This is a genomic window from Cellulophaga baltica 18 (assembly GCF_000468615.2).
GTDB lineage: Bacteria > Bacteroidota > Bacteroidia > Flavobacteriales > Flavobacteriaceae > Cellulophaga > Cellulophaga baltica.
The window spans coordinates 1,014,650-1,033,692 of sequence record NZ_CP009976.1 but is presented as its reverse complement, the minus strand read 5'-3'; the positions used below and the strand labels follow the sequence as shown (position 1 = coordinate 1,033,692).

The window sequence follows — 19,043 nt, the reverse complement described above, 5'->3', positions numbered from 1 at the left end:
AAAAAGGAATTTATAGTACAAGCTCGTAACAATGAAAAGGATGTATACTTTGTTTAGGAAAGTAGATATCGCCTAGTTTTTTATAGCCTCTAGCTTCGTAAAATTTTTGATTTCTTTTATTTTGGCTAAAGGTATCTAATCTTACACTGCTATAATTTTTTTGCTTGGCGTAATTTTCAGCAAAAGTCATCATTTTTTGAGCATAGCCCTTTCCTTGGTTCTCGGGATGCACAGAAAGTCTGTGAATATAGATGTTGTTTTTATTTTCTGTGAGCCATTTTATGGGCTGGTATTCCTGATCCATATGGGTAGAAATAACAATAGTGCCTATAATTTTAGAATTTTCTTCTAAGACATACAATTCATTTCGGTCTATGTCGTTCTCAAAAGCGTCTTTTGATGGGTAATGTTCATTCCATTGATGAATACCGTTATCAGACATATTTAAAGCACAGGCTCTAGTAATTTTAAGAATATCGGGAATTTCTAATATCTTTGCGCGACGCATTTTTTTAGTATATTTCTTTATTATTTGTAAATTTAAAAGATATAAAATAAAAGCGTAGTGCATTTTTTGAAATCAATTTATTGCGATTGCTTTTTGTTTCAACTAAAAAAAATATAGACTACTAAAACAAACAATTTCTACACATGAAAAATATATTAGTTCCGATTGGTACCTCACCAGATTCTCATGAAACTTTACAATACGCAGTAGATTTTGCGACTCAGTTTTCTTCTGAAATTTATGTAATGGAAGTATTTAGTGTGTCTGCTAACGCAGGTACATTAAGTAACGTTTCTGGAAAAATTACTGAAAATAGTATTGAGCGTTTGAAAGAAATAATAGAGAAAGTCGATGCTAAAGATATTGTCATTAAGATTGCAACCTACAATGGAGGTATTGTTAGTGGCGTAAAAGATATTGATAAGGAATTAGGAATAGATCTAATTATTATTTCTCCTAAAAGTAATGATATAAAAGAAGGGTTGTTCTTAGGGAATACTTCTGGTAAAATTGTAAAGCAAACAAATATTCCTAGTTTAATTGTACCTAAAGGAAGTGTGTTTGCACCTTATAAAACAATTCTTACCGCATTTAAATCAGGGGTGTTAAAACGCAATAGAATTTTAGTGCCATTAATTCAGATTAAAAAGAAATTTAGCTCTGTAGTGAATCTTTTATTGGTAAAAACACCGGGATATACAGATGCAGATTTAAAAATCAATACCGCTTTAATGGATATCAGCTCTCAGCTTACCTTAACCGAAAATGCCACTACTTATTTAGGAGTATTGGAGCATTTTCAAGCGCAGCACCCAGATCTATTGTGTGTTTTTAGAAGAAGAAGAGGCTTCTTTAAAACCTTATGGGAAAAGAATACCATATCAAAAGAAGAGTTTTATTCTCCGGTACCCGTTTTAGTTTTAAGCGTAAAGAAAGATTAATTTTTCATTTTGATTCACAAATAAAATAGACGTTCTTTGAAGGGTCTATTCGGGGGATTAGCTCAGCTGGCTAGAGCGCTTGCCTGGCAGGCAAGAGGTCACCGGTTCGACTCCGGTATTCTCCACAAACCATCACGAACAGTGATGGTTTTTTATTTTGTAGCGCTTCTTGTTTACTCTGATGCTTCATAGGTTTAATTTGTTATTTTTGTTAGGGGAGGCATTAATAGCATATGAAAAGACACTTTGGAATCGCAATCTTACTTTTAGTCTGTTCAATTTCATGCAATCAAATAGAAAAAAAACCTATTGATTCGGTAAATGAGATGGATGTAGTTACCACTCCTTCTAGTTTATATACGGATTTAGAGGGTAATCCTATTTCTTTAAATGATTATAAAGGCAAGAAAATTTTACTAAATTTTTGGGCAACATGGTGTAGCCCTTGTATTGAGGAAATGCCTTCTTTGGAGCGCGCCATGACGCTATTGAAAGATGATAACTTTATCTTTCTTTTAGCTACCGATGAGCCCATCGAAACCATCAACAATTTTAAAGCTCACGCGAATGTTAAACTTAATTTTATACGTTACACTGGTGCCCTATCGCAATTAAAAATTTATGCGTTACCAGCCACATTCATTTATAATGAGCAAGGAAAGGAAGTCACAGTAATTAGGGGTGCATCTGAGTGGGATGCTCCCGAAATGATTTTGAAACTAAAGAATAGCAATTAAATGAAGTCTATAAATTTCATAACCGTAAGCATAGTTTTAGTATTATTTGTCTCATGTACGTCTAAGAAGAAAGAGCAAGTACCCTCAGAAAAAAATGCAGTGTTGGTGCATTCTTTGGCATTTCCTGGCGGCACAGAAACATCATTACCGCATTTATTTTCAAACACGGAGCAAACCATACTCTCTTGGGTAAAAAGGGTCAATGATTCTGTAGCGCAGTTAAATTACTCCTATTTAAAAGAGGGGAATTGGGAGCAGCCTAAGGAAATTATAACAGGTACGGATTGGTTTGTAAATTGGGCAGATTATCCAAGCATTACAGAGAATAATGGAAACTTACTTGCACATTACCTTAAAAAATCTTCTAAAGAAACTTTTTCATATGACATCAAATTAAATGTTTTACCCAAGGATGCCTTAAAATGGGAAAGTCAGAAGGAATTACATACCGATAATACAAAAACAGAACACGGTTTTGTAACGGTTGCGCCTTATCAAGAGGATTCATTTTTTATCACTTGGCTAGACGGGAGAAATACGATGTTTGATGCCGCTGAGGCGCATGCGGGTCATGGAGGTACTATGGCTATTAGAGCTGCTGAGGTTTCTTCTGAAGGTACCGTCAGTGAAGAGGTGCTTTTAGATCCTAAAACCTGTAGCTGTTGTCAAACGACAGCCGCAATTACGGCTAATGGCCCTATTGTTTTATACCGAGACCGTACGGATGAGGAAATTAGAGATATTGCCATTACAAGACGCGTAGATGGGAAATGGACGACTCCTAAATTTATTCATAAGGATGGATGGGAGATAAAAGGTTGTCCTGTTAACGGACCTAAGGTAGATGCTATTGAAAATAATATTGTAGTTGCTTGGTTTACGGCGGTAAATGGGGAACCAAAAGTGCAGTTGGTTTTTTCTGAAAATGGAGGCGAAGATTTTTTAGAACCTATTTTAATAAGCAATAAGGAAACTTTGGGTAGGGTAGATGTTGAAATGCTAAACCCTGATGCTGCTATTGTAAGTTGGATGGAAACAATTGCGAAAACTACCTACTTAAAAGCAATGAAAGTAACTAAAGGAGGCGTAAAATCTACGCCAATTTCTATTAGTGTGTTGGACGACTCTCGAAATACTGGGTTTCCACAAATGGAAAGAGTAGGCGACAAAATGTATTTTGCATGGACTGTTTATGATGCTAAAATATCAAGTATAAAAACAGGAACTGTAGCCTTAGATTTATTCTAATAAACGATGCTTAAAGGGTATAAATAAATAGCGGAGCTTTGCTCCGCTATTTTCATTTTTAACTAAAATAGATAGCAATAAGCTATAGTTTGCGCTATTTCTGCAGCTTCAATTTCACTTAGAACCTTAATTTAAATTAACTACGTTTATTCCAGTATTGATATGGTCTGTTTCTGGGCTATTAATAGCAGCACTCGTTCTATTGTAATTGCAGGAGTCTTGGGCTTCTAGAGCAAATTCTCGCCTACTATCTTCTACAATTTGCCCTTTAGGTGCGATACCTGTTTTTTGGGGTCTAAAAGTGTGGTTATTTGAAGGTTTTAAATACTTAAATAATTGCAAAATGTAATTCCTGATAGTTTGTTACGTCCAATATTGTAATCTCTTATTAGGGTAAATGGGTTTGAAGTGTCGCCTCAAGTAACATCTGAAAATACTTTAGGTTCCAGTGAAGACAATTAATCTTAGTTTTATAATTAGCTTAAAATCAGCAACTATTGAAAACACTTACGACATATTGGTTTCTACAAGATTTTAATCTATTTAAAAAATTAGGGATGTCTACAATGATGGAAATGTGCGATTTGTTAGAGATGGAAAATATTGATAAGGGGCAAACCATACAAATTGGTACTCGAGATAAGAAGTGCGTTTTCTTTGTAAAAAAAGGAGCGGTTAAAATTATGGATGCTTCTAGTAATACCACAAAGTACATCGTTAAAAACGGTAATATTTTTGGCGAGCTTTCATTATTTAATCTGGAAGCGGCTTCAAAAGAGGTAGCGCAAACGCTTGAAGATTCTATCATTTGTTATATAGAATCTGATACCATGGAAAGGCTTCTGGAAAAGCATAATTCATTAAAAAATAAAATTCTCAAAATTTATGGATTGCGAATTCAAAAATTAGAGAATAGGCTAGAGAATCTTTTATTTAAAGACAGTAAAACAAGGATAGAAGATTTTATACGGGCATATATTGAAGAATTTGGACTAGTGAAGCAGGGTAAAATTGAAGCTAAAAACCTACTGTCTCATAAAGATATTGCGAACCTGACCAATACCTCACGACAAACAGTAAATAATGTACTGAGCTCTTTACGTAAGGAGGAAAAGATATTTTATGATTCAAAATACATTTCGATCCTACATCAAAATATACCTGAAATTACATAAGCGATTAAAGCAACCAACTAGACCATATCATTTATGAGTACCAATACAACCATTAAAACCCTAGGATACCTAGGATTATTAGGAGCCCTATTCGTAGGGATAGGAGAATACTTACTGCATTATTCACCCAATATTTTAGGCCATGCAAAAGACTATGAGTTTTTTGCGTTTGTAAGCCTAGAGCACATGACGCTTGGGCATTTTCTAACGGTCATAGGACTTCCATTTTATTTTGCAGGCTATATTCATATTTATTTGATGTTAAGGTCTGGAAATGAAACGCTCGCAAGACTTACGCTTGGGTTGGGTTTTATAGCCTTTGCAGTAGGAGGTATTTGGATAGGTTCTAGAGCCACAATAGGGAATATTGTGCACTTAAAAGAAGCTATCTCTCCCGAAGTTTATAAAAACCTAATAGCGCATTATACCAATCATGCAGAGATATTGGTACAGGCATTGCGCGTAGTAATCGCCCTATTATCCATCACTTTTGTGGGTGCTATTTTAAAAGGAGGTACGTATTATAAAAAATGGATGGCCATTTTTAATCCGATACTTATTTTAATAGCCATAGCGCTTAGTGGTCTAGCAATACCATCTATTGGGCAGCATACCTTACCTATTTTAATGAATATCACGCATTTCATACTTTTTAGCCTATCAATTTATCAACTAAACAATTTTATAAAACCATTACATCATGATTAAAAAGATTTTAAAAGTACTAGGCATCGCTTTGGTATTAATAATAGGGATCGTCCTTTTTCGTTTCTGGAAAGATTCCGTTTCTGACAAGTACGATGTTAGTATAGCTGCAGAGAAAATTCCAAAATTTAAGAGTATTCCTTTAGATTTTACTCATAAATATAGGGGTGATACATCATTACCTATAGCGCCATCGGCACTTATCGATATTGATAATGATAATGTTGATGAAGTGTTTTTTGGTGGCGGAATGGATCAAGAAGATGCAATCTATGCCTATAGAGATCATGCATTTGTCTTAATTTCTGAAGAAGTTGGTTTGGCTAAAAAAGGAAATACAACGACCACCTTAGGAGCTATATCTGCCGATATGGATAATAATGGATTTTCAGATTTAGTATTAGGTCGTGAAGATGGTCTGTATATTTATTATAATACAGATGGTGTTTTTACCATTCAGAAAATTGAGACACCAATCAATAAAAAATCTACACCTGCTGGGATTACCGTGGGTGATATAGATAAAGATGGCGATTTAGATATTTTCCTGTCTACCTACCTTAAAAAAGAATTAATGGAAGGGCAGAATATTTTTGAACGTTATGATTATGGAGCTACGAGCGAGCTTTTATTGAACAACGGAGATAATACTTTTGCTAGCATTACCAAACAAGCAGGATTAGAATATGTACATAATACCTTTCAGGGTGTTCTTGTAGACATTGATAATGATTCTTGGTTAGACTTGGTGGTGGTTCATGATACCGGAGAGGCTAGAACGTATAAGAATAACGGTGATTTAACCTTCACCATGAAAGAGAACCCTTTAACAAAGAAATTTGCTTACCCTATGGGCTTGGCAGTGGGGGATTATAATAATGATGGTCTGGTAGATTTTATGTTTTCTAATGTAGGTACTACCGCACCAGATTTTATGGCCAGTGGTGATATTAAAAATAAAGAGTTATACACAGATAAGTGGATTCTCTTTAAAAATGAAGGCAATTTTAAGTTTACAGATGCAGCAGAAGATGCTAAGATTGCTGATTATGAATTTTCATGGGGATGCACTTTTGCAGATATGAATAATGACGGACTTCAAGATTTAATTGTGGCAGAAAATTATGTTGATTTTCCATTTAGTAAACTGTTTAAACTACCAGGAAGATTTTTAGTGCAAAAAGAAGATCACACTTTTGTGCCTACCGAAAAGGAAAGTGGTGTTGAAAATCCTTTTTACGGGATAACTGCTTTGGTAAGTGATTTTAATAAGGACGGGTATTTAGATTTAATTTGGACCAATATAGATGGGCCAGCTTTTGCTTACCTAAACGAAGGTGGTACTAACAACCATATTCAAATTAATTTAGTAGAAAATGCAGCAACTATGGGGGCAAAAGTCACTGTAGAAACTCCAACGAGAAAACTAACAGATTGGTTAGTTACGGGAGAAGGGCTTGCAAGTGATCAAACTGCGTTATTAAATTTTGGATTAGGAGAAGAAACTACGGTAAATAAAATTACAATCCAATATTCTAATGGTAAGGTAGATGAGCTTTTGAATCCTAAAGTAAATACCATAGTAGATGTTCAAAAAGAAAAATTGTTAGCAATGAAACTGATGTTAAAAGATTCTATAACTCAATAATATGAAAAATCTCTTAAAATCAGTTTTTAATAAAAGACCAGATGCATTTGATGCGATCCCTGAATCAGTATGCCCTAATTGTTGGGGAGACCAGGAATATGGGAATGTTATTCGTGAAAAGTATAGGGATATTCAAATAGAGGTCAATAATAAAGAACGTAAGCACGCTTTTATTCAAGATTTTATCGTCACAAATTTAAGTGGTATACGATTAAAAAGTACGGTTAATGGTTTAGAGTGCCCAACCTGTCAATTGCGTAATGAAAATTAGTAGTTATAGCTTAATTCTATTCTTGCTTATTATTGGAACTATAGGAGTAGGAGGGCTTGTAATAGAAGAGATGCAAACAGGAAGTGGTTGTCCTAAAATAGGAATGCTACCAGCATGTTATATAATCTTGTTTTGTTTTTTAGTTCCGCTTGTAGCGCATTTAAAAAAGAAATGGAATATGCTGTATTTTCTTTTTACAGGCTTGGCTTTTCTAATTGCGATAATGGCTTCGGTGATGCAGTATTTAGGACCTAGTGAATGCCCTAAAACAGATGGGGGTATCCCTATGTGTTATTTGTCTTTGGTGATTTTTTCACTATTAATTACGCTTAAAATAGTTCAGATAAAAAAATAATATAGTAACTAACCAACGGTTCAAAATGAAAACTTTTAAATTATTCAATCTTTTGTTGCCATTAATAGTGGTGCTAAGTTCCAGTTTAGTTTTTTCACAAAAAATAGAAAAAACTATTTACATGACAGGGAACACCTCAGATGTAACGAATACTCATGTCCTTACTCAAATAGCCTTAGCGGCAAAATCTGCAGAAAACCCTATGCTTATTTTATTGGGTAACGAAGCTCCTAATGAAAATTATGAATCATCACTTAATGAGCAACTTTTAATTTTAGATGATTTTAAGAAAGAAGCCGTTTTTATTGGTGGTAGTCAAGAATGGTCAAAAGAAGGCTACAAACGTTTAAAAGATATTGAAAAGCATATTAATAAAAATAGCAAGGCTAAATTTTATCCTGATAATGATGAGCCTATTGATTCTTATGATATTTCTGAAAATGTTGTTTTAATTACCGTAGACTCTCAATGGTATTTAGAAGATTGGAACCAAAATGTATATATTAATGAAGATGCGGAAATTAAGAATAGAAATTTATTCTTTTTAGAATTCGAAAACAGAATTAAAAAAGCGCAAGGAAAAATTATTCTTATAGCGATGCATCATCCTATAGAAACCAATACAAGACAAGGCTTATGGGCGAATACCGGTGGTTTTAAGCTTAATGATTTTCAAAATACACAATATAGAAGTTTAAGACAGCGGCTCAAAACGATAGCTAGAGGAGCAGAGGATGTTATTTTTCTTTCTGGCCATGGTAAAAACCTTCAATACCTTAATAAGGCAGTTCCTCAAATTATTAGTGGAGCGGCAGGGGAATTAGAAGCAGTAAAAAAAGGAGAAGATGGGCAGTTTTCACTGGCAAAAAATGGCTACGCGCGTTTAGATATAGATGTAAATGGAAAAGTTGTAGTGCATTTTTTTACGCTCGAAAACGGAGTTTCAAAACAAGCTTTTACAACAACTATTTTAAAAGGCGGATTGGAAGAGGAGACGGAAGCATACGCAACCAAAAGTAATTTTCCTTCTAAAAAATCTGCTGCAGTATATACCAAGGAAGAAACGACTAAAAGTGGGGTGTATAAAGCACTTTGGGGAGATCATTATAGAGAATATTACGGAAAAGAAGTGCATGTTCCTGTGGTGCTTTTAGATACCTTAAAAGGTGGGTTGATGCCTGTTAAACGTGGTGGTGGACAACAATCCAAATCACTTAGATTAGAAGATAAAAACGGACAACAGTTTGTAATGCGTGCTTTAAAAAAGAGTACCACCAAATTTTTACAAGCCAATGCTTTTCAAGACACTTATATTGGTGATGCTTTAGAGGGTACCGTTGTAGATAAATTTCTTTCAGATTTCTATACCACTTCGCATCCATATACTCCTTTTGCTATTGGGGGTTTATCAGATGCTGTAGGCGTTTTTCATACCAATCCGGAGTTGTATTATATTCCTAAACAGAAAGCATTAGCGGAGTTTAATGATGATTTTGGGGATGAATTATATATGATAGAAGAGCATGTAGGAGATACCCAATTAGCGTCAAAGTCTTTTGGTACACCGGTTAAAATTTTAAGTACTGCAGATGTTTTACAAGAGATTAATAAATCGGGTAAATCTGTTGTAGACGAACCTTCCTATATTAAAGCGCGTCTTTTTGATATGCTTTTAGGAGATTGGGATAGGCATGAAGATCAATGGCGATGGGCACTTTTTAAAAATGAAGATGGTACAGAATACTGTAAGCCTATACCTAGAGATAGGGATCAAGCTTTTTCAAAGTATGACGGTGCACTTATCAGTTTTTTAACTAGAGCCATACCAGGCTTACGTAAAATGCAAACCTATGACGATGATTTAAGAAGCGTAAAATGGTTTGCGTCATCCCCATACCATTTAGATCTAACATTGATCAATGCTTCTGGATGGGAAGAGTGGGAAAAACAGGCAAAAGCAATTCAAGAAGGGCTCTCTGATGCTGATATAGAAAAGGCTTTTGAAAATATCCCGGCAGAAATAAAAGGAGCTACAATAGAAGATATAAAAGAGAAGCTAAAAGGAAGGCGTGAAAATCTTCTAAAAATTGCCAATGCATATTATTTGTATTTAAATAAATTTGAGGTAGTCACAGGAACACAAAAATCAGACGATTTTAAAATTACGAGACTACCAAATGGTCAAACAAACATAAGAATAGACCGTAAAGATTTAGGAATTTTAAACCGTACTTTTTCCAGAGATGTTACCAAAGAAATATGGATATATGGTCTTGATGGGAGTGACACATTTGTCGTAGAAGGTGAAGGAGATCACTTGGTGAATATAAAAATAATTGGAGGCAAGAAGAATGATACTTACGATTTTAAAAATACCAAGAAAGTAAAATTATATGATTATAAGAGTAAGGATAATACCATCGTCAATAAAAAATCTAAAAAATGGCTGGTAGATGATTATAGTATCAACAACTATGATCACAAGAAAGTAAAATATAGTTTTGATCAACTCTTGCCCATAATTGCGGTTAATCCAGATGATGGTCTTAAAGTGGGTGTACTTAGTAATCATACTTTTTATGGGTTGCAAAGAAATCCGTTTACCTATAAGCATAGTATTAATGCCGCTTATTATACAAGTACATCGGGCTTTGATGTTTCGTATAAAGGAGAGTTCTCTAATATCTTCAAGCACTGGAATTTTGGAATAGAAGGCTTATATACGAGTCCAAATTTTGCTGAAAATTTCTTTGGCTTTGGTAATGAAACGGAGTATGATACGGATGTGAATGATTTAGATTTTAATAGAGTTAGAATACGGAAGTGGAATGCAGCTGTCTCTTTAAATTGGAGAGGCGCAAACGGAGGATTCTTTCAGTTTAAACCACTTGTAGAATCATTTGATGTTGAAAATACAGAAGACCGTTTTGTTTCTAACCTTTCAGTAGCTAACTCAATTTTTGAGCGTCAGATTTATGGCGGAGCTGAGGCTACCTACAGTTTTGAAAATAAAGATAGCGCCGCTTTTCCTACTTTAGGGTTAAGTATGGGCTTAACGGCAGGATACAAAACAAATATTGATGATACCACCGCAGAAAATAGCTTTGGATACCTACAACCAGAATTAGCAATAAACCATAAGCTTACAAAAAGTGGTAGTTTAATACTGGCTACCAAATTAGGCGGTGAAGTTATTCTTGGAGATGATTTTGAATTTTATCATGGGGCTACAGTAGGAGGTAACAATAGCCTTAGAGGATTTAGAAATGAACGCTTTACAGGGAAACAATCTTTTTATCAGAATACAGATGTAAGAATACCATTAGGAGGTTTAAAAACAAGTGTCATTCCTATTCGTTTTGGCGTAACAGGAAGTTTTGATTATGGTCGTGTTTGGACAGCTAATGATAACTCTAACCTTTGGCATAACTCCGTTGGAGGGTCTTTATGGGTTGTTGGAGCAGAAGCTTTAACAGCTAATCTTGGCTATTTTAATAGTACAGATGGTGGTAGAATTGTCTTTGTACTCGGATTCTCATTTTAATACTAAAAACCAATATACCTATGAAAAAACCAATTGTTATTGCGGAAGTAAAATCATTAGAAAACAAAAAACCGGCGCATGCCTTAATCAATGGTCTTGATTTGGTCATTGTTAAGTTTGATGATGTGATATCGGTACTCTACGGAAGGTGCTTGCATCGAGGGGCATTGATGTCTGATGGTCACATAGATGGTCATAACCTTATCTGTGGGGTACATGGTTGGGATTATCGGTATGATACCGGTGTTTCTGAATATAATAATAATGAAGTGCTGCATAAGTTTACAACAAAAGTTGAAAACGGAGAACTCTTCGTAGATGAGGTAGAAATTGATGCCTATTTGGAAAAACACGCACAACCTTTTAATCGGGAAGAATATTTAGGGGCTTACGCAGATACGCACCCTGAAGAAACAGAACCTTATACAGGGTATATAAAAGAATTGGCAAAAAACGGATTAAAAAATCTTGGACATCATGGTTTCTCTGCGTCCATGGGGGTAGATAGAAATACACTTCCAAAATGGAGTGATATTCAGTTTTTACCGGCACAATTAGCGAGTCGCCCTTTGTTAGATGAAGAAGATGTGGCTACTAAGGTGGTGATTGGTCCTAATGCGAAAAAACCATTGAGCTTAGACATTCCTTTGTTTGTTAGTGATATGAGTTTTGGTGCCTTGTCACGAGAAGCAAAAATTGCATTATCAAAAGGAGCAGAACTTGCAGGTACGGGTATTTGCTCAGGAGAAGGGGGTATGCTTCCTAAAGAACAAGAAAATAACAGCAAATATTTTTACGAGCTTGCCTCTGCACAGTTTGGTTTTTCGTGGGATAAATTAGATCATGTACAAGCGTTCCACTTTAAAGGCGGACAAGGAGCTAAAACAGGAACAGGAGGTCATTTACCAGGAAGTAAAGTAAGTAAAGAAATTGCTGAGGTAAGAGGCTTAAAAGAAGGTGAAACTGCAATATCACCAGCAACCTTTCCAGATTTTCATTGCGTAAAAGACTTTAAGGCTTTTGCAGATAAAGTAAGAGAATATACAGGGGGTATCCCCATAGGATTTAAGATAGCGGCGAGTCATATAGAAAAAGACATTCAGTTTGCACTAGATGTAGGAGTAGACTATATTATTCTGGATGGCCGAGGAGGAGGTACGGGCTCTGCTCCTACCATTTTACGAGACAATATAAATGTACCCACTATTGCGGCCTTAGCAAGAGCACGTAAATATTTAGATAAAGTAAATGCTAAAGGGGTAACCTTGATAATTACAGGCGGACTACGAATTGCAGAAGATTACGGGAAAGCACTAATGTTGGGTGCAGATGCTGTTGCCGTTTCTAATGCTGCATTACAAGCTATTGGTTGTTTAGGAATGCGTGCTTGTGGGAGCAATAACTGCCCTGTAGGAATAGCCACTCAGAAAGAATCATTAAGAAGCCGATTAATTATTGATGCTTCGGCCAAACAATTGCATAATTATTTTGATGCCACTAATAATCTAATCAAAGTAATTGCAAGAGCATGTGGCTATGACGATATCTCTAAATTTAATATGGAGGATTTATCCACTTTTGATAGAGAGATGCATTATTTGACAGGAATACCCTATGCAGGTACAAATCTTTAAAGACAAAATCATGACAAATCAAATTCATATTGCAGCACAATACTTAGCAACAGCAGGGATTAATTTTTTAGATAAAAAGCCAGATGATAGTCACACTAACCTTGGATTCAATGCAGAAAAAGGTTCTTTGGAAACATGGCCTCTAAATGATAATGGCTATAAAATAGCACTAGATTATCAGACTTTTTCACTTAGTTGGTTGCGCAATGAAGAGCAATTGGAGGTTATTTTTCTAGACGGTAAAACGCATAAAGAAATAATTACATGGATACAGCATGTATCGGAAGTTTTAGAACGGAATACACCTTATAGTTATGCATTACATTATGAGTTGCCATATGAAAAAATAACAGCTGATTTTACGTTTAAAAAACCAACACAAGAAGAACTTACTCGTTTGGTAAAGCTACGTACCATTGCCCAAAATTCTTTAGAAGCGATAGTCAAAGAGCTAAATTTAGACACTACCATTCGGGTTTGGCCACATCATTTTGATACTGGAGGCTTTATAGCCTTAGACAAACCGGAAGATGTTAGCGTAGGTTTTGGTATGGCCATACCAGATACACTAGTAGCTGATTTTTATTTATACACTAGTGGATACAAGGGGCACAATGGTATTAGTACGGAAGCATTTGAGAAATTGCCTTTAGGAAGTTGGAAAAATGAAGGTTTCAAAGGAGCGGTAAACCCTATGAAACATGTAGATGTAGACAAAGCAATTGCTTTTTTTAAAGAAACAATCTTAACCTATAAGGCATTATAATTTTGAAAGAAAATCATTTTGGAATTACAGAGGCATTATCATTGGCTTCTTTTAAGGAGATGGATTACCTCGCAGTTGCGCAGTACAATTTACCTATAGCCCTGATGATGGAAAATGCAGGGCTGCAATTGGCTAATTTGATTGCATTATCTGCTACTAAAGCCTCTACAATTTTAATAGGGGTAGGCAATGGTAATAATGGTGGTGGCGGTCTAGTGGCTGCCCGTAGATTAGCCGCTTGGGGTTATGAGGTGTATTTAGATATTCCTGTAGAAATTACCAAACCATTACCGGCAGAGCAATTAGAGCGTGCGCTCCTGTTTGGAGCGAAAAAAGAAGTAATCGCAATACCAGATATATGGGTAGATGCTTATTTAGGTTTTTCGCAGAGACTCCCTTTAGGCGAAGCATTTTTAACCAGAATGCAGGCAGCCAATACGTCTAAAGCCATTAGAATTTCGTTAGATATTCCTATGGGGATTTCAGAAGATGGCACGCAGCCTATGTTCCAAGCAGATCAAGTGCTTACCTTGGCAGCACCTAAGCAAATTCTGAATACGCTCTCTCTTAAAACTAAAATTTTTATTGCCGATATAGGAATTCCCTATGGCATCTATGAGAAGTTTAATATTCCTATGCCTTCTTTTTTTAAATCATAAAATAGCTAACTTTAATCCGTATGGAGCCAAAAGATAAAAAAACACAAAAAGCAGAAAGTAAATATTTAATGGAGGAATTAAATATTGATATGGATGGCTTAAAGGCATTAAAAAAGAAATTGGCTAAGGTAGAGCCAAGGTCAGAACGTGGTGCAGAAACGCTATTTAGGTTAGTTTCTAAAAATCAATACACGCTCAATACCATGATAGATCGGAAATCAAACATATTGATTTCTATAAATGCCCTTATCCTATCTATAATCTTAGGAACCGTTTACGGGCAGTTAGATAAAGATCCTCATTTAATATATCCAGTGGTAATGATGCTGCTTACCAACATCATATCTATTGCATTTGCAATCTTTGCTACTAGGCCAGAATTAAAACACGGGGAGAAGCATACCAACAACTTATTGTTTTATGGGAATTTCAATACCATGAATGAAGAAGAGTATGTAACCCAGATGACTGGTTTAATGTACAAAGGAGATGAGTTGTATGAAACTATTGCAAAAGATGCCTATTATCTTGGTAAAACGATAGATAGAAAATTTAGGCTTCTTCGTAAATCTTTTCATGTTTTTTTAATCGGGATTATTCTTTCGGTGATAGCTTTTCTTATGTGTCATTTATTGTTTGCCTCGATGGTCTAATGACGGGATTTTATAAAATTTTATTTATTTAAGATCTTTTTAGTAAAATAAAAAATATTCTGCTTTTAGTTACGGTATATCGCTGGTAATGAATGAGTAGTATTTTTGAATACAACCCAAGAAATGACTGTTTTCTTGAGTTTTTTATTTTAAGTAAAAAAAAATCAATTTTTTTTCAGGAGTTTTAAGTAGATGGTTGTTTTATTTATATAAGCAATGAAAAAGAAAAGATGATGACTATACATGAACAAACCTACGGAGTAAAGACAAATGGAATGGAAGAGATTAATGCAATCTTCGCTAACTGTAATAAATTTATTATTGGTATTGGAGTACTTGCAATTATTCAATTTTCAATTCTATATATGGTACTATAATCTTTGTTATTTATAAAAAGCTGTATATAGTTTCCCCAAGCGTTATGTAGCCCATATAGATTACAAAGTAATAGTGTTAAGTTTTTTACAAATGAAAATCTTTGGTGTTGTAGCCCCCAGATTACAGTATCAAGATTGACATTTATTTTTTAGTAATAACATTGAACAGCGGACATTATGGATTTACATGAACGAATTTCTGCTCTAAAGATTACTCAAAATGAAGAAATGAAAACTATACTAGTTAAGTATAAAAAGTTTCTAATTGGACTAGGTATTTTTATTCTAATCCAATTCTTAATCCTACTTATGATATTATAAAAATTGACAACTAACTATTGGGCTACACCGCAATTGTCCCCCCACAATGTGTAGCCTAATATTTTTTCTTAAAAAATTAGCTTTACGGTGGCATTAGGAGTAAGACCCAGAGAGCTTTGATCTACCTTTTGTATGTTTTCAGAGGCATCTAGTCTATAGTAAGAAGTCATAGAGTTATCTCTATTTAGTATGTTCCATAATGCAACACCAACTTCTAATTTGGTTTTTTCACGCCAATTAAATTGATACTTGCTCGATACATCTAAACGCAAATAATCACTTTGTTTACTGCTATTTGCTTCGCCGTAGTTAATGGTGCCATTTTCTACTTCATTCCCTATAATAGGTCTGGTAAAAGGTTTTCCTGTTCGCCAGTTGAACCCCGTTGCTAATAACAAACTCTTAATTGTATAATTTGTACCGGCAGTAATCGTATTTGTAATATCAAAATTGCTAGGAAAACTTTCATTCTGCAAGTTTTCAAAAGTATAGTTGCTTTTCAAGTGCGAGTAACTTATCCAGCTACTAGAGTTTTTTAATTGTTTTCTAAGCAATACGTCTATCCCGCTAGCATCATAATTTCCGCGCTCTCTAGAAAATTCATAAGCATCTTTAAAACCTTGACTTTGTGTGGTTATGCCCTGTACTTCTTTATAAAATGGCACCACATTTACCAACCATCCTTTCTGATTATGGCTTAGGCCCAAAGACACTTGCTTGCTTCTAATAATAGGAATGGTACTGTCATTAGATAATTGCCAACGTCTTTTTTCAATTCCTAAAAAATCATTTTGAAAATTAATGATCTGAGATGTATTTTGGTGTTTATACTCTCCTAGAATTTCAATATTAAAAGTGCTCCAAAAATCATGGTTAAAACTTATTCTTGGCTCCCAAAGTGTTTTTTTAAATTTGGTAATGTAATTATATCTAAGTCCTAAGTTAAGGTGGGTTCCCTTGTTTTTTGTTGATACATTCAAGGCGCTAAAAGCACCATGAGCTCTTAGTACTTCTGCTTCTAACAATACATATCTAGGATCATCTACGTCATCTAAATTAGAAACTTTGGTTTCTACAAAATCATACCCATTGGTAAGTGATAGTTGAGAAGACAATTTTGTTCGGGTTAATAGTTTTGCTCCGGTCTCAGAAACAATGTTTTTCTGAAGAAACCGTTGATTTTCTTGAATGTTTACATTTGTACCTTTTAACTGGTAATCGGTCTCATAGACGCTCACTTCAGTTTTAAAAGTATCCGTCCAATTTCTGTGGTATTGTATGCCGCCAGCGATACTACTTTGCTTTAGGTTGCTCTGTTGTATTTCTTGGGCACCGAATGAATTTTCAGTCTCATTAAACCTCACATTATTGGCCGTGTGTATGAAGTTAAACTGCAATCGGTCTTTATCAGAAGGAGTAACTAATAATCGAAAGGAAGTGTCGTAAAAATTAAATCCAATATCAGAATTGGTTCTAACAGAAGCTTCATTTTCTATTTCTGTATCTTGAGAAATACGTTTATAGTATTTAGAGTAGGTGGGGGTTTCTACAAGATCACTGATAGATTTTCTTGCGGCAATTTGTAAAGATGCATTTTTCCCTAATGGGGTATCAATGTAGCCATTAATGTCTAAAAGGTTAGCAGCGATACTTCCCTTAAATTTTTGGTTGATGTATTTATCGGTACCCATAGAAATGGTTCCAGAAACACCATCGGTCTCGGATGCATTGCTGCCATTTTTTCGAAGTTCTACTTTCTGGGTTATGTTAGGGTTGTACATAGAGATTAGTCCAAAGAAATGACCAGATTGGTACATTTTAATACCATCCCAAGTAATTAGATTTTGATCATTACTGCCTCCACGTATATTTATATTAGATACGGTTTCATCAATACTTTGTACGCCAGGTAAGGCTTGTACCGCCTGTAATACGTCATTATCAATAAGGCCAGGAAGTATAGAGAATTTATTAAAATCTATTTGAAACGTTCCATTGTCTAATTTGTCTACACCTCTAATTAAATAATCATAGACCACAATTTCTACCAATTGCTCATGGTTGGTAACTAAGTAGATGTTCTCACAGGTACTACTTTTACTAAAATACCGTACTTGCCTTTGTAGAATTTTATGTCCAAAATGTCTAATAAAGATGATGTCATCATCAGAATTAACTTCTATTTCAAAATACCCCGCTTCATTGGTGAGTGTTCCTGCGCTTCCATTTTGGATGGTCACATAGGGCAGTAATTCTCCAGAGTCTTTATCGGTAATATAGCCGCAGAGTTTCCGCTTCTTTTTTCTAATAGAGATGATTTTTTTTGAAACAAAAACAAAATTTAAATTAGATGATTGTCTTAAATCTGCTATGGTCTCTTTTAAAGATAATGAGGTGTCAATGGCGTTAACGGCTACGTTCTCTATAAGAGAAGATGCGTAATTAAATTGTACATCATAGTGAGATTCTATGGTGCTTAATATACTGTCAAGAGGAAGTGCCGTATTTGTTTCTTGAGCGTGTATATGTATGCTATTAAAAAATAGCAGGATTATTCCTAAATAAAAATAAGACTTCTTACTCACTAATAAGCAAACGCACTTTGTTTTGCTTTAGTATTTCATACGTTAATCCTAATGGCTCAGCTATAGCCATAAGTGCATCTTCTAAATTGTTATGAACAAAACCTCCTGTAAATAATTGTTCAGTGTCTATATCTTGAGCGCTTATCTGAATAGCGTATTGCCTTTCAAGTTCTGCAAGCACTTCATATACAGGAATACGCTCAAACTGACTCATATTATCTACCCATTGCGGACTAGGCACCGTATGTTTACTTGTTTTAATCGTCTTGTTAATTTCAAGAAATTTATCTCCTACTTTCAATATTTCTGTACCCGTTTCTGTAACTACACGTACCGTACCTTCATAGCAGGTAACTTCAAAAATGCCAGCTCTTTGTTTTACATTAAACTCGGTACCTAATACAGATACGGTTCCTGAAGGCGTAATAACATCAAATTTAGATCCTTTGGCAACATCAAAAAATGCTTCTCCATTTAATTCAATTTCTCTTTTATCATTCCATTCATTCGCATTGTATTTTACTTCAGAGCTTGCATTTAATACTACTCTTGAGGAATCTGGTAATTCAATAGTTGTTTTTTGCGCGACACTTGTTTCAATATCAGTAAGGGTAGTATAAAAGAAACTATAGTAAACACCAAATAGGATTACAACGGCACTTGCAATTTTAAGCATAGGCGTAAACCATTGCAGTTTTTTAACGGGAGTTTTGTCTTCTTCAATACGAGCTTTAAAAGTCTCGAAATCTGGCATTTTAGAAAAGTTTGAAGCCTTGAAAACAGTAGCATCCTCGATAATTTTCGTATAGAAAGGCGCTTCGTCTAAGGTAGCGAAAACATTGTTTTCTTCTTCCGTTAGTTCGTCTGCCAACCATTTCTGTATTAATTTGTTTTTATCCATGAGATATACTCGTTT

General features: G+C 34.8%; 18 protein-coding genes and 1 tRNA gene. 15 read left to right on the top strand and 4 right to left on the bottom strand.

The annotated features are described in order from the left end of the window. Positions 1-10: 10 nt before the first annotated feature. The gene (locus M666_RS04270) at positions 11-508 is read right to left on the bottom strand and encodes a GNAT family N-acetyltransferase (protein ID WP_029447619.1); all 498 of its coding nucleotides are present in this window, start codon (positions 506-508) and stop codon (positions 11-13) included. Between the two features lie 143 nt (positions 509-651). On the opposite strand from M666_RS04270, the gene M666_RS04265 reads away from it, so the two are divergent. From M666_RS04265 to M666_RS04250, 4 genes are all read left to right on the top strand, one after another. Then, a complete protein-coding gene (locus M666_RS04265) occupies positions 652-1,449 on the top strand; it encodes a universal stress protein (protein WP_029447620.1) in 798 nt (265 codons plus the stop codon). Positions 1,450-1,500: 51 nt separating this feature from the next. Beyond that, positions 1,501-1,574: transfer RNA gene (locus tag M666_RS04260), tRNA-Ala, on the top strand. 108 nt (positions 1,575-1,682) lie between these two features. Continuing rightward, positions 1,683-2,186, top strand: coding sequence for a TlpA family protein disulfide reductase (locus M666_RS04255; protein ID WP_029447621.1), 504 nt, complete (start codon positions 1,683-1,685; stop codon positions 2,184-2,186). Then, positions 2,187-3,434, top strand: coding sequence for a hypothetical protein (locus M666_RS04250; protein WP_029447622.1), 1,248 nt, complete (start codon positions 2,187-2,189; stop codon positions 3,432-3,434). 126 nt (positions 3,435-3,560) lie between these two features. Here the strand turns inward: M666_RS04250 and M666_RS04245 are convergent, their stop codons facing one another. Next, the gene (locus M666_RS04245; protein WP_029447623.1) at positions 3,561-3,776 is read right to left on the bottom strand and encodes a hypothetical protein; all 216 of its coding nucleotides are present in this window, start codon (positions 3,774-3,776) and stop codon (positions 3,561-3,563) included. Positions 3,777-3,931: 155 nt separating this feature from the next. On the opposite strand from M666_RS04245, the gene M666_RS04240 reads away from it, so the two are divergent. The 11 genes from M666_RS04240 to M666_RS20460 all read left to right on the top strand — a co-directional run bounded on the left by M666_RS04240 (position 3,932) and on the right by M666_RS20460 (position 15,221). Further along, a complete protein-coding gene (locus tag M666_RS04240) occupies positions 3,932-4,609 on the top strand; it encodes a Crp/Fnr family transcriptional regulator (RefSeq protein ID WP_024482530.1) in 678 nt (225 codons plus the stop codon). 33 nt (positions 4,610-4,642) lie between these two features. Next, the gene (locus M666_RS04235; protein WP_029447624.1) at positions 4,643-5,317 is read left to right on the top strand and encodes a DUF6796 family protein; all 675 of its coding nucleotides are present in this window, start codon (positions 4,643-4,645) and stop codon (positions 5,315-5,317) included. Beyond that, the gene (locus M666_RS04230; RefSeq protein ID WP_029447625.1) at positions 5,310-6,962 is read left to right on the top strand and encodes a CRTAC1 family protein; all 1,653 of its coding nucleotides are present in this window, start codon (positions 5,310-5,312) and stop codon (positions 6,960-6,962) included. Before M666_RS04235 ends, M666_RS04230 begins: the two co-directional genes overlap by 8 nt. Before the next feature lies 1 nt (position 6,963). Beyond that, positions 6,964-7,233, top strand: coding sequence for a hypothetical protein (locus tag M666_RS04225; protein ID WP_029447626.1), 270 nt, complete (start codon positions 6,964-6,966; stop codon positions 7,231-7,233). After that, entirely contained in the window at positions 7,223-7,588 is a 366-nt protein-coding gene (locus tag M666_RS04220; protein WP_024482534.1) for a hypothetical protein, read from the top strand. Before M666_RS04225 ends, M666_RS04220 begins: the two co-directional genes overlap by 11 nt. A 121-nt stretch (positions 7,589-7,709) precedes the next feature. Next, positions 7,710-11,132: a metallophosphoesterase family protein gene (locus tag M666_RS04215; protein ID WP_029447627.1), complete on the top strand. Its 3,423-nt coding sequence runs from the start codon at positions 7,710-7,712 to the stop codon at positions 11,130-11,132. Between the two features lie 20 nt (positions 11,133-11,152). Continuing rightward, positions 11,153-12,766, top strand: a complete 1,614-nt coding sequence (locus M666_RS04210; RefSeq protein WP_029447628.1) for a glutamate synthase-related protein — start codon at positions 11,153-11,155, stop codon at positions 12,764-12,766. A gap of 10 nt (positions 12,767-12,776) precedes the next feature. Further along, a complete protein-coding gene (locus M666_RS04205; RefSeq protein WP_151198025.1) occupies positions 12,777-13,532 on the top strand; it encodes a hypothetical protein in 756 nt (251 codons plus the stop codon). 2 nt (positions 13,533-13,534) lie between these two features. Further along, positions 13,535-14,191 carry an NAD(P)H-hydrate epimerase gene (locus M666_RS04200; RefSeq protein ID WP_029447630.1) on the top strand — a complete coding sequence of 219 codons (657 nt, stop codon included), beginning with the start codon at positions 13,535-13,537 and terminating at the stop codon, positions 14,189-14,191. A gap of 20 nt (positions 14,192-14,211) precedes the next feature. After that, positions 14,212-14,844, top strand: a complete 633-nt coding sequence (locus tag M666_RS04195; RefSeq protein WP_029447631.1) for a Pycsar system effector family protein — start codon at positions 14,212-14,214, stop codon at positions 14,842-14,844. 230 nt (positions 14,845-15,074) lie between these two features. Then, complete coding sequence (locus M666_RS20460; protein ID WP_155854984.1) at positions 15,075-15,221, top strand: hypothetical protein; 147 nt, start codon at positions 15,075-15,077, stop codon at positions 15,219-15,221. Between the two features lie 389 nt (positions 15,222-15,610). Here M666_RS20460 and M666_RS04190 read toward each other — a convergent pair whose 3' ends face one another. Next, a complete protein-coding gene (locus M666_RS04190; protein WP_029447632.1) occupies positions 15,611-18,127 on the bottom strand; it encodes a TonB-dependent receptor in 2,517 nt (838 codons plus the stop codon). Next, the gene (locus tag M666_RS04185) at positions 18,120-19,028 is read right to left on the bottom strand and encodes a FecR family protein (protein ID WP_029447633.1); all 909 of its coding nucleotides are present in this window, start codon (positions 19,026-19,028) and stop codon (positions 18,120-18,122) included. Before M666_RS04185 ends, M666_RS04190 begins: the two co-directional genes overlap by 8 nt. Between the last annotated feature and the right edge of the window lie 15 nt (positions 19,029-19,043).

Coding starts and splice junctions, on each gene's coding strand:
- M666_RS04270 (WP_029447619.1), bottom strand. CDS start 508: ATGCGTCGCGCAAAGATATTAGAAATTCCCGATATTCTTAAAATTACT.
- M666_RS04265 (WP_029447620.1), top strand. CDS start 652: ATGAAAAATATATTAGTTCCGATTGGTACCTCACCAGATTCTCATGAA.
- M666_RS04255 (WP_029447621.1), top strand. CDS start 1,683: ATGAAAAGACACTTTGGAATCGCAATCTTACTTTTAGTCTGTTCAATT.
- M666_RS04250 (WP_029447622.1), top strand. CDS start 2,187: ATGAAGTCTATAAATTTCATAACCGTAAGCATAGTTTTAGTATTATTT.
- M666_RS04235 (WP_029447624.1), top strand. CDS start 4,643: ATGAGTACCAATACAACCATTAAAACCCTAGGATACCTAGGATTATTA.
- M666_RS04230 (WP_029447625.1), top strand. CDS start 5,310: ATGATTAAAAAGATTTTAAAAGTACTAGGCATCGCTTTGGTATTAATA.
- M666_RS04225 (WP_029447626.1), top strand. CDS start 6,964: ATGAAAAATCTCTTAAAATCAGTTTTTAATAAAAGACCAGATGCATTT.
- M666_RS04220 (WP_024482534.1), top strand. CDS start 7,223: ATGAAAATTAGTAGTTATAGCTTAATTCTATTCTTGCTTATTATTGGA.
- M666_RS04215 (WP_029447627.1), top strand. CDS start 7,710: ATGACAGGGAACACCTCAGATGTAACGAATACTCATGTCCTTACTCAA.
- M666_RS04210 (WP_029447628.1), top strand. CDS start 11,153: ATGAAAAAACCAATTGTTATTGCGGAAGTAAAATCATTAGAAAACAAA.
- M666_RS04205 (WP_151198025.1), top strand. CDS start 12,777: ATGACAAATCAAATTCATATTGCAGCACAATACTTAGCAACAGCAGGG.
- M666_RS04195 (WP_029447631.1), top strand. CDS start 14,212: ATGGAGCCAAAAGATAAAAAAACACAAAAAGCAGAAAGTAAATATTTA.
- M666_RS20460 (WP_155854984.1), top strand. CDS start 15,075: ATGATGACTATACATGAACAAACCTACGGAGTAAAGACAAATGGAATG.
- M666_RS04185 (WP_029447633.1), bottom strand. CDS start 19,028: ATGGATAAAAACAAATTAATACAGAAATGGTTGGCAGACGAACTAACG.